We start from the raw sequence: 15,024 nt of genomic DNA, 5'->3' as shown, positions 1-15,024 counted from the left end.
GTCAACCCGAACATGCGGCCCAATCCGGCGGCGGCTTTCTGGAGCTCATCGAACTGCCCAAGGACCAGGCCGATGGGGTCGAACAGCCGGTAGAAGTAGAGGGCTGCCGCGGTGGCTGCGCCAATAGTGACAGCCCCTCGGCGTGAAGCCAAAACCCCACCACCAGAACAGCGGACAGACCGATCAGTTCGGCAAGGTTGAGGCGGTTGTAGAACCGCGTCAGGAAACCCACCCCGCGCAGCGAATGACCGATGTTCTCCTTCGAGGCAGCCGCCACCAGGTCCGCGTGACGGGATCTCAGACCCAAGGCCAGGACAGATGGGGAACCGTGGACGGTCTCGATGATTTGCTCGGTCCGGTTGGCCTCGGTGATGCGGACTGTCCGATAAATGGGGGCGGTCCGTTTGAGGAACCACCGCAAGGTGAAAATTTGCAGTGGCGCGGCAATCAACACGGCCACGGCAAAACGCCAGTCGATGACGCCCAGACCCAACAAGGTCACGCCGATGGTAAAAGCAGCGCTGGTGAACGCGGGCAGCACGCCCGAGATCGCTTCACTGACGGCCTCGACATCGCCGGATACCCGGGCCACGACATCGCCGATGCCCGCCTTTTCCAACTGTGCGAGCGGCTTCCGGACGGCGGCCGCGAACACTTCCTCACGTAGCCCGGCCAAGGCTTCCTCGCAGATCCGGGCCAGCAGGTTTTGGCCCAGGACGCCCAACAGCGCCTCCAGGCCGCCGGCCACCAACAGCCCGATGGCCAGCCACAGCAGGGACATGACGTCCCCGCCGGATGCCGCGATATTGACCATCACGCCCAAAATTGCCGGGGCCGCCAAGCCACAGCAGGACGCTGCCAGCAACACGAAAATGGTCACAGCGAGCCTGCCGGGACGCCGCGCCAACAGGCGCCACATGGCCCTCCGGGTCTCGCGGGGGGTGGCAATAGGCAGGATCTCCGAGCTCATGAGCCCACCACCTCGCGGTAGCCGGCCGACGTCGCGAGCAACTCCCGGTGCGTCCCTGTTTCCGGTGGTCTATCGGCGCCGCCCACCACCACGCGATGGCACACGGCCAGCAGCGTAGGACTGGTAGTGACCAGCACCAGGGCCTTATCCGGGAAATTGCCCAGACCGCGGGCAATGACGGCCTCGGTGGCGGTATCGACGGCGGTGGTGGGGTCGTGCAGGACCAGTACCGGTTGCTGCTGGTGCAGTGAGCGCCCCAATACCAGCCGCTGACGCTGGCCACCGGAAAGGCTCTGGCCGTGCCCGGTCAAGACGGTTTCGGTGCCTTCCGGCAGTTGTGAAATAAAATCCCCGACGGCGGCAGCCGCCATGGCCCGTTCCTGCAGCCGGGCATCGGCTGCTGCCACGTTCTCGCGGACGCTGCCGCGGAAAAGTACGCCCTCGTGACTGTCGGCAAAGACTCTGGCGCGAACGTGCACCGGGTCCAGGTCGGCGGCATCGCGGCCCTCAATGGACACCACGCCGCGGGGAGCCGGTATGCGGAAGCCGAGGGTATCCACCAGCCGCCTGGCTTGGGAGCCGTCCGGAAGCACCACGCCCACGATTTCCCCCGCGGACGCCGTGAACGGCGGGAACCCCTTGCTGTCCGGACCGTCGAGCAGTTCCAGGAGCGGGATTGGCTGCCCCGCGGAGACTGGCTGTGCCGCGAACCCGGCGGACGTCGTCGAGCTGGAACCAGGCGCGGGCACGGCGTCCGGTTCCTCGAGCAATACCGCGATCCGTGCTGCCGAGGCCCGTTTGCGTGCGAGTTCAACACTGAGGAAGCCCAGCCAGGTCATGGGCCCTTGAACAAACTGGGCTACGCCAACAACAGCCACCAATTGCCCCACCGTAATGCTTCCCTGGAGGGCGAACCAGGCTGCGAAGAAGGCGATACCTGCCAGGAACGCTGCGGACAAGGCCGTGCTTGCTCCTGTGTAGGCTGACTTTGCGCGGATGGCTTTGAGGGCGGATGCGAGCGATGTCCGGCTCGCTTCACGATAGCGGCCCATGGCAGCGTGCTCTGCGCCCAAGCCTTTCAGCGGCCGGGAACCGGTGATGAAATCGGTGGCCAGGGCGCCGGCTCGTGCTGCCGTGGACTGTTCCACGTCGCTGCGGTTTTCCAGTGGTTTGGTCAACCGGTGCATCACCAACAGCATGATGGGTGTTGCCAAGAGAACGGCAAGGCCCAACGGCACGGAGATGAGCAGGAGAGTGACGGCTGAGGTAATCACACCTGCCGCTGCAGCAAGGGCGCCGCTGATCAGCCAGGAAAGCCCGGCAACCCTGTCGGCGTCCGAGGAAGCAATTGCAACAATTTCACCCGGGGCCCGTCGGGTGGCCATTCCGCGGGGATGGAGTGTCCGTTCCACCACCAGTTGGCGGAGATCGTGCGAGCCGTAATTGTAGGATCGCTCGGTGGCCAGGGTGCCGAGGCGCCAGGAGAGTGCCAGCACTACGAACACCGCTGCCAAGGCGCCCAACCATCCCAGGAGGGCGCCGGCGTCGTTCGGTTCAATGGCGTTGTCCACCGCAGCGTCGATGGTTGCCGGAACCAAAGCCTCGCTGACTTGGTGCAGGGAGAGCCCGGCGCAGCCCGCCACCAACAGCTTCCAGCGGCCGTTGGCGAACAATGTGAAGCTGAAGAGCCGGGAGGCTTTCCAGGGTGCTTGCTTGTTACGCCCGGGCGGGCAGGGCGGAGTGGCGGAACGGGAAGGCATGCTTACCATAGTAAGGCTCACCTAACTTCGAGAAGGCCAGATGACCCGCCAAGCTATATCGCAATCCGGACACGCAGCGGCCCAACTGGAAGTGTTGCCGGGAGTGCTCGGGGAAGCGCGGCAGGACGCCCCGGCCGAAGGCGGGATGGTGTCTCAGGTCAAGGGCGTCTCCACGCAGTATTTCGAGTGCGCGACGCCGGCAACGTGGACGGACCATGTCCACACTATATCCGGCGGGCAACGGCAGCGCGTGTGGGTGGCCATGGTCCTGGCCCAGCAAACCCCGCTGCTCCTGCTGGACGAACCCACCACGTTCCTGGACATCGCGCACCAGATCGAGCTGCTGGAGCTGTTCCGGCGCTTGAATCGGGAGGGAAACACCCTGGTGGCCGTGCTGCACGACCTCAACCACGCCTGCCGTTACGCCACGCACCTGATCGCCATGAAGGACGGTGCCGTGGTTGCCGAGGGGCGGCCCGCCGACGTCGTCACAGCCGAGCTGGTGGAGCACGTGTTCGGCCTGCCGTGCATGGTGATCGATGATCCGGTGAGCCACACGCCACTGGTGATCCCACTCGGGTCCTGACCTCGGCACCCGCGTTACTCCGCGCCCAGCAGCTCCTTCCGCCGCTGCTCCGTCTCCTCCCGCAAGGCCTGCACGACGGCGGCTACCGCGGGGCGGCGCATGGAGTCCGGGCGGAGGACCATCCAGTAGGGGAGGAGCTCGGCGAAGTCGGACGGGAGCAGTCGCACCAAATCCGCGTGCCGGTCAGCCATGAAGCACGGCAGGAATCCCACGCCTGCTCCGGCCCGGGTAGCTTCCACATGCACAAACACGTTGGTCGAACTCAGGCCGTCCCGCATCGTGGGGACCAGCCTGCGGGGTGCGTCCAGGTCGTCCACCTGAAGCATCGAGTCAACAAAATAGACCAGCTGGTGCTGCGTCAGTTCCTCGATGCTCTCCGGTGTGCCCTTGTCAGCCAGGTAGGCACGCGAGGCATACATCCCCAGCCGATACTCACCCAGCCTGATGGCCTCTGCCCGGTGGACCTGCGGCGTCCCCACCACCACTTCGATATCCAGGCCGGAACGTTGCTGCAACGCCCTGCGTGTCACCGTTACGATCTCCACGCTCAGCCCCGGGTGTTCCCTTCGCAGGCGCGCCACCGCCGGCGCCGCAATGTAGGCGCTGAAGCCATCCGTTGCGGTCATGCGTACGACGCCGGTGATGGGGTCGGGTGCACGGTCGCTCGGTCCCAGCGCGCTCACCGCAGCTTCAATCCGCTCAGCGACCAATACGGCTTCCGCACCCAACTCGGTCACTTCCCAACCACCGGCCGCACGCGCGAGGACCCTGCCGCCCAGCGCCTTCTCCAGCGCCGCTATCCTGCGCGAAACGGTGGTGTGGTTCAGTCCCAAGGCCTGGGCCGCCGTCGTGAATTTTCCTGAGCGTGAAACGGCCAGGAAGATGAGGAGGTCGTCGGGGTTCGGATTCATATCTGCAATTCTGCACACATAGGGTGCCACTTTGGTCATTGAGCGCGGAAGAATCTGCAGCAATACTCAGTGGAGCATTTCGTGTTGTGGATCACATCACGGTCAAAAGGGTCAAAGAGGACACTGAGGAGATGGATATGAGCGTAGAGCAGCGCTCCGCATCAAAAGCAGGGAAAGGCGCCGGCGAAGGCTCCGGACTCAAGAAGATCGTCGCGGCCTCGATGGTGGGCACGGTGGTGGAATGGTATGAGTTCTTCCTGTACGCCACGGCTGCCACGCTGGTTTTCGGCAAGTACTTCTTCCCGAGCACCGGCAACGAGCTGGACGGCATCATCCAGGCATTTATCACTTACGCCGTGGGCTTCGTAGCCCGTCCGCTCGGTGGCATCGTGTTCGGCCAGATCGGCGACAAACTGGGCCGCAAGCCCACCCTCCAGCTGACCATCGTGATCGTAGGCGTTTCCACGTTCCTGATGGGCTGCCTCCCGGGCTTCGTGGACATCGGCTACTGGGCACCGGCCATGTTGGTGGCGCTGCGCTTCATCCAAGGATTCGCACTTGGCGGCGAATGGGGCGGTGCTGTCCTGCTGGTAGCTGAGCACAGCCCCAACAAGTCCCGGGGCTTCTGGTCATCATGGCCGCAGGCGGCAGTGCCGGTAGGTAACCTCCTTGCCACCGCCGTCCTGTTCACCATGTCTTCAGTCCTCAGCAGCGAGGCCTTCCTGGGCTGGGGCTGGCGTGTGGCGTTCTGGTTGTCGGCAGTGATCGTGTTCGTGGGCTACTACATCCGAACCCACGTCACCGAAGCCCCCATCTTCCTCGAAGCCAAGGCGCAGGTGGAAGAGTCCAAGGCCATCAGCTACGGCGTGGGCGAAGTCATCCGGAAGTACCCCAAGGGCATCCTCCAGGCCATGGGCCTCCGCTTCGCGGAGAACATCATGTACTACCTCGTGGTGAGCTTCGCGATCGTCTACCTCAAGAGTGTCCACAAGTACGACACCTCATCGCTCCTCCTGGCGCTCCTGATCGCCCACGTCATCCATTTCCTGGTCATCCCGCAGGTCGGGCGGCTCGTGGACTCATGGGGTCGCAAGCCGGTCTACTTGGTCGGTGCGATTGCCGGTGCAACCTGGCCGTTCTTCGCCTTCCCCATGTTTGACACCAAGAACGCCGTGATCATCGTCCTCGCCGTCACCATCGGCCTCTGCCTGCACGCCTTCATGTACGCGGGCCAACCGGCCATCATGTCCGAGCTCTTCCCAACCCGCATGCGCTACTCGGGTGTATCGCTCGGCTCCCAGGTCACGTCCATCTTCGCCGGCTCGCTGGCACCGCTGCTGGCAACCCAGTGGCTCAAGGACACCGGCTCCTGGGTTCCAACAGCCATCTACCTCGTGGTTGCTTGCGCCATCACCGTCGTCGCAGTTGTCTCGCTGAAGGAGACCAAGGGCATCGCGCTCCAAGAGGTGGACCAGGCCGACGCAATCCGGCACGGCCTGACAACCACTACCCCGAAGGGCTGATCCGATGGACAACTCCTTGAACGGACGCAAAGCACTGGTGACCGGCGGGGCCGGCGGAATCGGGGCCGCCTGCGCCCGGGCGCTCGCCGCCCGCGGGGCGAAAGTAGTAGTGGCCGACGTCGATGCCTCCGGAGCTGCGGCGCTCGCCGATGAGTTGGGCGGCACGGCCTGGACCGTGGACCTGCTGGACGTGGACTCATTGGCCGCACTCAGCCTGGACTGCGACATCCTGGTCAACAACGCCGGAATCCAAAAAGTTGCCCCGATCGAGGAGTTCGAACCCGCGGAGTTCCGGCGGATCCTGGCCCTGATGCTGGAGGCCCCGTTCCTCCTCATCAGGGCCGCGCTCCCGCACATGTACGCCAACGGTTTTGGCAGGATCATCAACATCTCGTCCGTCCACGGGCTCCGCGCATCGGCGTACAAAAGCGCGTATGTTTCTGCCAAGCATGGACTCGAGGGCCTGAGCAAGGTCACCGCCTTGGAGGGTGGCGAGCACGGCGTCACGTCCAACTGCATCAACCCGGGCTATGTTCGGACGCCCTTGGTGGAACGCCAGATCGCGGATCAGGCCCGGCTCCACGGCATCGCCGAGGCAGAAGTCCTGGCCAAAGTGATGCTGACGGAGTCCGCGGTGAAACGGCTGGTGGAACCGGAGGAAGTTGCGTCGCTGGCCGCGTGGATGGCCTCCGACGACGCCGGTATGGTCACCGGCGCGAGCTACACGATGGACGGTGGGTGGTCGGCCCGGTAGCCCTGTAGTTTCGGCGGTGTGGACGGCAAGTCACCTTCGCTGTTGTTGGGGTCTTTAGTTCTTACGCGGTCCTGTATCTCGACGCATTCGTTACACGGCTGCGCTTCAAACGGCTGCTGCGAAGCGGGCGTTTGGAGTGTTGGATCCGCTGCCACGAGCCACAGGAAAGCGGCCGCCGGACGGGCTGGGAGCGCGGGCTGGTGTCGTTTCGCACCCCTTCCCGGGCGTTTTGAAGGTTGTCCACATAGACAACATGGGGTCTGATGTTCGGCCCGAGTCGCTGGAAGAGTGGCTTCATGGACGGAAACGGGGGATCGCAGCAAGCGCCAGTGGCTTCGCCACCGAATGCTTCTTCCCTTGTCCTGACTCCCTCGGCTACCGCCTCGGCGGTATCTGGCGCGGCCGTTCGAGGACCGGGCATTCAGGGGCTCATCTTTGATCTGAGGACACTTCCGATCAACGCCGATAGCTCGGGGCTTATTGATGAGATGCGCGAACTTGAGGAACTGACGTCTGCAATTTCGGCCCGGCAGGCCCGGGTTGCGGTGGCGTTTGATCTTACGCAGCGGGCCGAGCAGGCCCAGTCCGGGGTTCCCGCGGCAGAACGCGGCATGGGCGTTGCTGCGCAGGTGGCGTTGGCACGGCGGGAATCACCAAACAAAGGGTCCAGGCTTTTAGGGCTTGCCAAGGCGCTGGTCACGGAGATGCCCCGGACCATGGCAGCCCTGGAGTCGGGCCAGTTGAACGAATGGCGGGCAACGCTGCTAGTGAGGGAAACAGCCTGCCTGTCCGTTGAAGACCGGGCTGCTGTGGACGAGGAACTCGCCCCTGACGCCGGGACCTTTGAAGGAGCCGGGGACAAAACCATCATCGCTGCCGCCAAGGCCGCCGCGTATCGCCGTGACCCGCGCTCGGTGGCGCAACGAGCCAGCCATGCAGCCACGGAACGGACGGTCAGCCTCCGTCCTGCGCCGGACACCATGACATACCTCACCGCCCTGCTCCCGGTCGCCCAAGGCGTGGCTGTCTATGCCTCGCTGACTCGGACGGCTGACTCCCTTCGCTCCAGCGGAGACGGGCGAACCCGCGGCCAGGTCATGGCAGACACCCTGACTGAACGCATTACCGGTACACCGGGTGGTGTCTCAGGTATCAACCTCAACCTCGTCATGACCGATCGCGCGCTCTTCCAAGGGGATGCCGAACCCGCCCGACTCGAAGGCTACGGAATCGTACCCGCGGAATGGGCAAGGGCGCTTCTTGCTGAGGAACCATCCGGGTCCGAGGACCAGCATCATCGCAGCGAATTCACAGTGTTGCTCCGCCGCCTCTACACCGCTCCCGGCAGCGGCGAACTCTTGACGATGGACTCCAGAGCTCGATTCTTCCCGCAACGGTTGCGGCGCTTCATCAACATCCGGGACAACACATGCCGTACCCCGTACTGCGACGCGCCCATCCGGCACATCGACCACATCATTCCATGGCATTCGGAAGGCGGCACAAACCTCCAAAACGGAGCCGGTCTTTGCGAAGCCTGCAACCACACCAAGGAAAATCCGGGCTGGAACGCCGCGAGCATGCCCGGTGAGGTGCACACACTTCAGGTCCGCACTCCCACCGGGCATAGCTACCAATCCAAAGCACCACCGTTGCCGGGGCACAAGTCCACACGCCTCAGAAGCTGAGGCTGGAGCGCCTTCAACAACAAGAGGCCTTCAACAAATTAGCTTGCCTTCACCACGGGGATGGCGGCCGTCTCGTCCACCAGCTCTGCCCGGCGAAGGCCACCCCCGCGGACCCACAGTTTGTAGGCCACGAACAAAAGAACCAGCCAGGTGCCGCCCACATAGAGCGCTATCCGCGTGTCCTCGAAGACGCCGAGGATCACGATCACCATGGCCATGAACGCCATGGTCAGGATCGAGGCAACGGGCCACAACGGCGACCCGAATTCCGACGCCGGCAGGCCCTTGCGCTTGATCTCCCGCTTCATGGCAACGTGCGACGCCAGGATCATCACCCAGACCCACACTGTGGCAAAGGTAGCGATCGAGGCGATGAGCACGAACACGTCCTCCGGAATGACGGCGTTCAAGATGACACCCACCAGCAGGATGCCGCCCATCATCAGCACGGTCATCCACGGAACTCCGTGCCGGGAGATCTTGCTGAAGCTCTTGGGCGCATGGCCCTGCTGGGCCAGGCCGAACAGGATGCGTCCGGCCCCGAAGATGTCGCTGTTGATCGCCGAGAGAGCAGCTGTAATCACCACGGCGTTGAGGATGTGGGGCGCGGCAGGGATGCCCAGGCCGTCGAAGATCTGCACGAACGGGCTCCCGCTGCTTCCGATCTCGTTCCAGGGGAAGATGCTCATCAGCACGCCGAGGGTCAGCACGTAGAAGAGCAGCACACGGACGGGAACAGTGTTGACTGCCTGCGGGATGACCTTCTTGGGGTTGGTGGCCTCGCCGGCCGTGATACCGATCGTTTCGATCCCACCAAAAGCAAACATCACGACGGCGAACGCGGCCAGGAGCCCTTCGAAACCGTTCGGGAACAAACCGCCATGGTTCACCAGGTTCCCCAGCCCCGGTGCCACTCCACCGCCGTCGCCGGTTTGGAAACCGAACACGACAATCGCCGCACCGCCCACAATCATGGCGATGATCGCCACAACCTTGATCAGGGAGAACCAGAACTCCAGCTCTCCGAAGACCTTCACACTGAGCAGGTTCATGGCGCCAAGGAACAGGATGATCGCGAGCACCCAGATCCATCTGTCCACTTGGGGGAACCAGAAGCCCATATAGATGCTGAAGGCCGTGACGTCGGCAATAGCCACAATCGCCATCTCGAACACGTAGGTCCACCCGGTCACAAAGCCGGCGAAAGGCCCCAGATACTTGGACGCGTACTGGCCGAAGGAGCCGGACACGGGGTGTCGGACGGCCATTTCACCGAGGGCGCGCATCACCATGAACACGGCTGCGCCGCCGATGATGTAGGCCAGCAGGACAGCCGGGCCGGCTTTTTGGATGGCAGAGGCAGAGCCGTAGAAGAGGCCGGTACCGATTGCGGATCCGAGGGCCATGAAGCGGATGTGGCGGACGTTCAGGCCTCGGCTGAGCGCCGTACCCGCGGCTTGGAGGACAGAGTTCTCCGCAGCCAGCTTGGTTTGTTGCATAGTAAAACCTTCTCGTCTTTGGGAGGGGATCGCTATCCAGCAGATCACTTTTGAGCCCCTTGTGATCGGACTCACGGGCGTTTGGTGTCTTTGATCGCAGACAGTGCGTTTTACGAGCGGGCACTGCCTTGCGGGATGGTGGTCAAAGTCATAGTCCGGGGTCGGATATGATGACCGCGGACAGCTCATCAAACCGGTCAGGCATCCCTCGCTTTCAGCGTCGCCCCCCTTGAATTCAGCGCTGCCATCGCATCCTTATGGGGGACTTTTGATTTCTGTATTTCGCCGGACCCGACGCCGTTTGACCGCTGCCGCTGTTGCCATTGCGGCTGGCTCATCCTTGCTCTTTGCTGCCCCCGCGCAGGCTTACGACACCCCGGATTTTGAGGTCCCGAGCGCTTCCCAGGCTCCCTTGGCGTATGTGCAGCGGGCTTCTGACAACGCTGGCGTCATGGAGCTGTGGAGGACGGGTGGCCCAGCGACCCGCGCCGCCGCCGCGGCAGCGCTGATTGGCGGGGCAGCCGCGGTCCAGGCATTCGTCGACGGCGGACAAGACGCTCCGCTGGCAGCGGACCGCAAGCAGCTGGTCACCGAGCTGACGCAGCGGGGGAGTGAGCATGTGCGCTCGAAAGCGAAGGAGATTCTGGCCTCCAACAACCCCGCGCTGATCGATGCGTTCCTCGCCTCCGGCTGGGAGAGCACGTGGAGGGTGGACCTCAAAACAGTTGCCTACTACTTCACCGAGTACAACAATGGCCTGGTCCAGCGCGAGGCTCAGAAGAGCCTTGATGAAGGCCAGCAAGCAGTCGAAGAGTTCGTCCTGAGCGGCTGGATGGTCAAGGCCCAGGTGTCGGACCGACAGGCAGCGTACGCACTGATCGCCTCGCCCAACCCCGCGGTTTCAGCCGGAGCCAAGACCGCTCTCGCCACCACAGAGCCCGCCGCCGATGCCGCGAAGGTTGCTGATTACCTCCGCTACGGCCAGTTCGTCGCAGGCGACCACCACACTGAGTCGGCTGCCACTACTGCCCTTCTCCAGCAGGTCAAAGCTGACGTGAAGGCCAACCCGGCGGGAGACGCAGGAGTCGCAGACCGTGCGAAGACCGCCGTCGAGCAAGGACGCAACACTGCCGCCGCTGCCCGCACAGCAGACTCGGCCCGCTTGGTTGCCGATCGCGACCTCCTGAGCGCCCATGCTGTTCCGCGCGGAGCCCTGGATAACGCGACACTGGTTTCGGAGAAGCCGGCCAGGGAAGCGTTTGCCGCTGCAGCCAAGGAATTGCCGGGACTTCTGGCTGCCCTTTCGGCGCCTGATGCCGATCCCGAAGCCCTGATCAAGGAAGCCCGCCAAGCCACGCTGGATCTCGCGCTGGTGGGCACACCTGAGGTGAAAAAGGCTGCCGAAAAGGCCTTGTTGGCGGGCGACCCGGCGATCAAGAGTTTTATAGCCAAGGGCCACGACGAGGCCATTGAGAAGGATTCAAGCGGAGTATCTGCGTTCGGCACGGACCGCCAGCGCGTGTACCAGCTGTTGAGCCTCGGTGGCAGCCACGTTAACAAGGCGGCAGACCTCGCCCTGGGCTCCACCAACCACGCAGAAGTCCGCTACTTCCTGGAGTACGGGTTCGCTACGGCGCAGGATCTGGACAACCGCATCCTTGCCTACGCATCCCTGGACAAGGCCGGGCCGGAACTTCGGGCGGCCGCCACAGTGGCCCTCGAAGGCAGTCGCGCGGATCTTCGGGCATTCGCCGCCAGCGGGCAGTTTGCTGCCCTCAAGCGCGACGAAGCCACCGCAGCACATGTGGCGTCGGTTGATGCCATGATCGCCGAACTCACGGAACTGGCGGACAAGGCAGCGCTCGACGCCGGTATAGCAGCCGACGCTGCGAGGGCCGCTGAAGCAGCCCGCCAGGCGGAAGCTGCGAGGGCCGCTGAAGCTGCGAGGGCGGCTGAAGCTGCGCGCCAAGCAGAGGCAGCCAAGGCCGCAGCGGCGGCCGAGCAGGCTCGCGGTAAGCTCCCGCTGAACGTGCCGAGGGGTGACTCGTCCGAAATGTTCGCAGCAGCTCCCACCGTGGTGCCGTGGCCGCAGGCGCCGGTTCCCGCCGTCGCGCTGGCCGTCACGGGTGAGGCGCCGGACGGCGAGCCTGTTGCCGCCGAGCGCCCGGAGGCAACGGATGCCAGTGTCCCGCCGGCAGCTACGTGGCCCAGCGAATCGGCCACGGCGGAGTCGTTGTCGCAAGAGGCGGCGGCCCCCTTGGCAGCTTCCTCGCCTGGGATGGGACCTTGGACCATCGGCCTGATCGTGGCGCTGGTTCTGGCCGCAGCCGGGGCAATTACGTTCCTGCTGCGTCGGAAAGCCCCAGTGCCGGCGCCCGCCGCGGCGTCCACCGCCGCGTCCACGCCCAAGGACTCACCCAAGCCGTAGCTTCACCCAAGCCGCAGGCAGCTGGGGGTCGTTCTGGTATCCCAGACACCTACCCGGGGTGGCAGGTTGGCTGCGCGACTCCAGAGGGTGCACGCTTGGGTACGGGATACCGGACAGCCATCGCGTCCGCTCATCCAGGACCCGAGCAGTGAGGAACCATGACAACGTCGCCAGTAGCACCAGGCAAGGCCACCTCCAAAGTCCCTGCGGCCGAGAATACGCTGCGAATCCTGAAACTGTTGGCCTCGCGCCGGGGTCCCATGGCGGCGTCGAATATTGCTACGGCCTTGGGTTTGCCGCGTTCCAGCGTCTATCACCTGCTGGGCGTGATGGAGGCCAACGGCTTTGTCCTGCACCTTCACGAGGAGCAGCGGTACGGGCTCGGGATCAGCGCGTTTGAACTCAGCTCCGCGTACTCCCGCCAGGAGCCCTTGTCCCGGCTGGGCCGGCCCATGCTCGCATCGCTGGTGGACGTGATCGGCGAGAGCGCCCACCTGGCCGTTCTCCACGGCCGCGACGTCCTCTACATCGTGGAGGAGCGCGCCAAGAACCGCCCCAGCCTGGTGACCGACGTCGGAGTCCGCCTGCCCAGCCACCTCACGGCCTCCGGGCGGGCGATCCTGGCCGCCCTCCCGAAGTCGCAGGTCCGCGCCCTGTACCCCAACGCGGCTGCCTTCACTTCCAGGCACGAGGTGGAGTTTCCCATCATGAAATATTCGGCGTTGTCCTCCCATCTGGATCAGGTGAGGCAGCGTGGCTACGCCACGGAAAACGGCGAAGTCACGCCAGGATTCGGCTCCATCGCCGCCGCTGTGACAGACCATGTGGGATGGCCGACGGCGGCAGTTGCCGTCACGTTCCTGGAGGACAAAGTGCCTGCTGAGCAATGGCCGGTGCTGGCTGCGCGGATCCGGAAAGCCGCCGACGAACTCTCAGTCCGGATCCATGGGCGGCCTGGGCAGTAAGTTTCCATTAGGTCCTCCCTGCATGCGGGAGACTTCCTCCAGGCAAGGCTTGGGCGCGTCTGTAATCCCGGACAGCACCATCCCAAAAGCCGTTCCGGCCCCGGGATAAAGGGGCTTTAGTAGAAGCAGGAGATCTTTCCACCACCTACTTCCCACAGACGAAGGAGTCACCATGGCACCCGCCGATTTCACCACTGGTGCCCGTCCGGTCAAGGCCGCCCGGGGTACTGAGCTCACTGCCAAGTCGTGGCAGACCGAGGCGCCGTTGCGCATGTTGATGAACAACCTTGATCCGGAGGTCGCTGAGCGTCCGGATGACCTGGTGGTTTACGGCGGCACGGGCCGTGCTGTCCGTTCCTGGGCCGCGTTCGATGCGATCACCCGGACCCTGGAGACCATGGAGAAGGACGAAACCCTCCTGGTGCAGTCGGGCAAGCCGGTGGGTGTGTTCCGCACCCATGAGTGGGCGCCGCGGGTGCTTTTGGCGAACTCGAACCTGGTGGGGGACTGGGCGACGTGGCCTGAGTTCCGCCGGCTCGAGGCTGAGGGTTTGATGATGTACGGGCAGATGACGGCCGGGTCCTGGATTTACATCGGTACCCAGGGCATCTTGCAGGGCACGTACGAAACCTTCGCCGCCGTCGGGAATAAGCTGATTGCCGCCAGGCAGAACCCCGCCCGTCACCCGGCGCCGTCTTTGGAAGGCGCTGCCGCTGCGGGTTCCTCGGAGGGCCCGCTGGCCGGGACCCTGACCTTGACCGGTGGTTGCGGTGGCATGGGCGGTGCGCAGCCGTTGGCGGTGACGTTGAACGATGGCGCCTGCTTGATTGTGGACGTGGATGAGACCCGTCTGCGTCGCCGCGCCGGCAAGCGCTACCTGGACGAGGTGGAGACGGACCTGGATGCGGCCATCGCGAAGGTCCAGAAGGCCAAGGACGAGCGTCGTGGCTGGTCCGTGGGCTACGTGGGTAACGCCGCTGAGGTGTTCCCGGAATTGCTGGCCCGCCACAAGGCCGGGGAAGTGACGTTTGATGTGGTCACGGACCAGACAAGCGCGCATGATCCGTTGTCTTACCTGCCTGAGGGCATCACGGTGGCCGAGTGGCACACCGAGGCCGAGGCGGATCCGGATGGGTTCACCAAAAAGGCTCAGGCTTCCATGGCCCGGCACGTCCAGGCGATGGTGGAGTTCCAGGACGCCGGTGCTGAGGTGTTTGATTACGGCAACTCCATCCGTGATGAGGCACGTAAGGGCGGGTACGAGCGCGCTTTTGAGTTCCCCGGCTTCGTCCCGGCCTACATCCGTCCGTTGTTCTGCGAGGGCCTTGGCCCGTTCCGCTGGGTTGCCCTGTCCGGGGACCCGGAGGACATCGCCGTGACGGACAAGGCAATCAAGGAGTTGTTCCCGGAGAACAAGCACCTGCATAAGTGGCTCGACGCTGCTGCGGACCGGGTGGAGTTCGAGGGCCTGCCGGCACGTATTTGCTGGCTCGGGTATGGCGAACGCGCCAAGGCCGGCCTGCTGTTCAACCAGTTGGTGAAGGAGGGCAAGGTCAAGGCTCCGATCGTGATTGGCCGTGACCACCTGGATTCGGGTTCCGTGGCGTCTCCGTACCGTGAGACCGAGTCCATGGCCGATGGTTCGGATGCGATTGCGGACTGGCCGTTGCTCAACGCCCTGATCAACACCTCTTCGGGCGCTACCTGGGTTTCGATCCACCACGGCGGCGGTGTCGGTATTGGCCGTTCCCTGCACGCCGGACAGGTCTCCGTTGCTGACGGAACCGACCTCGCCGCAGAGAAGCTCGAACGGCTCCTGACCAACGACCCCGGCATGGGCGTCATCCGCCACGTCGACGCCGGCTACGACCGCGCCGTCGAGGTCGCCAACGAACGCGGCGTCCGCATCCCCATGAACGAATCCGCAGAGAGCAAGTAAG

General features: G+C 64.3%; 10 protein-coding genes and 1 pseudogene. 7 read left to right on the top strand and 4 right to left on the bottom strand.

What is annotated here, in order from left to right:
* Nucleotide 1 precedes the first annotated feature (1 nt).
* Both M1D51_RS19915 and M1D51_RS19910 read right to left on the bottom strand, forming a co-directional pair.
* Nucleotides 2-970, bottom strand: coding sequence for an ABC transporter transmembrane domain-containing protein (locus M1D51_RS19915; RefSeq protein ID WP_458107748.1), 969 nt, complete (start codon nt 968-970; stop codon nt 2-4).
* Entirely contained in the window at nt 967-2,730 is a 1,764-nt protein-coding gene (locus M1D51_RS19910; protein ID WP_458107747.1) for an ABC transporter ATP-binding protein, read from the bottom strand. Before M1D51_RS19910 ends, M1D51_RS19915 begins: the two co-directional genes overlap by 4 nt.
* A 217-nt stretch (nt 2,731-2,947) precedes the next feature.
* On the opposite strand from M1D51_RS19910, the pseudogene M1D51_RS19905 reads away from it, so the two are divergent.
* Nucleotides 2,948-3,316 (top strand): annotated as a pseudogene (locus M1D51_RS19905) (ABC transporter ATP-binding protein); the annotation flags it as partial.
* 14 nt (nt 3,317-3,330) lie between these two features.
* Here M1D51_RS19905 and M1D51_RS19900 read toward each other — a convergent pair.
* Entirely contained in the window at nt 3,331-4,227 is an 897-nt protein-coding gene (locus tag M1D51_RS19900; protein WP_458107746.1) for a LysR family transcriptional regulator, read from the bottom strand.
* 137 nt (nt 4,228-4,364) lie between these two features.
* Between M1D51_RS19900 and M1D51_RS19895 the strand changes: the two genes are divergently transcribed.
* From M1D51_RS19895 to M1D51_RS19885, 3 genes are all read left to right on the top strand, one after another.
* Nucleotides 4,365-5,750 (top strand): MFS transporter, encoded by a 1,386-nt coding sequence (locus tag M1D51_RS19895; RefSeq protein WP_458107745.1) that lies wholly within the window; start codon nt 4,365-4,367, stop codon nt 5,748-5,750.
* A 4-nt stretch (nt 5,751-5,754) separates the two neighbouring features.
* A complete protein-coding gene (locus tag M1D51_RS19890; RefSeq protein ID WP_458107744.1) occupies nt 5,755-6,504 on the top strand; it encodes a 3-hydroxybutyrate dehydrogenase in 750 nt (249 codons plus the stop codon).
* A gap of 296 nt (nt 6,505-6,800) precedes the next feature.
* Entirely contained in the window at nt 6,801-8,192 is a 1,392-nt protein-coding gene (locus tag M1D51_RS19885; protein ID WP_458107743.1) for a DUF222 domain-containing protein, read from the top strand.
* 38 nt (nt 8,193-8,230) lie between these two features.
* Here M1D51_RS19885 and M1D51_RS19880 read toward each other — a convergent pair whose 3' ends face one another.
* Nucleotides 8,231-9,691 carry an amino acid permease gene (locus tag M1D51_RS19880; RefSeq protein WP_458107742.1) on the bottom strand — a complete coding sequence of 487 codons (1,461 nt, stop codon included), beginning with the start codon at nt 9,689-9,691 and terminating at the stop codon, nt 8,231-8,233.
* A gap of 268 nt (nt 9,692-9,959) precedes the next feature.
* On the opposite strand from M1D51_RS19880, the gene M1D51_RS19875 reads away from it, so the two are divergent.
* The 3 genes from M1D51_RS19875 (at nt 9,960) to M1D51_RS19865 (ending at nt 15,023) form a co-directional block, all read left to right on the top strand.
* Entirely contained in the window at nt 9,960-12,119 is a 2,160-nt protein-coding gene (locus tag M1D51_RS19875; protein ID WP_458107741.1) for an ALF repeat-containing protein, read from the top strand.
* 158 nt (nt 12,120-12,277) lie between these two features.
* Nucleotides 12,278-13,084 carry an IclR family transcriptional regulator gene (locus tag M1D51_RS19870; RefSeq protein WP_172324256.1) on the top strand — a complete coding sequence of 269 codons (807 nt, stop codon included), beginning with the start codon at nt 12,278-12,280 and terminating at the stop codon, nt 13,082-13,084.
* A 172-nt stretch (nt 13,085-13,256) separates the two neighbouring features.
* Nucleotides 13,257-15,023 carry a urocanate hydratase gene (locus M1D51_RS19865; RefSeq protein WP_458107740.1) on the top strand — a complete coding sequence of 589 codons (1,767 nt, stop codon included), beginning with the start codon at nt 13,257-13,259 and terminating at the stop codon, nt 15,021-15,023.
* Nucleotide 15,024 lies beyond the last annotated feature (1 nt).

The organism is Arthrobacter sp. R3-55 (genome assembly GCF_054161505.1).
The sequence above is the reverse complement of the archived record's forward strand: the minus strand, read 5'-3'. Positions and strand labels throughout refer to the sequence as shown.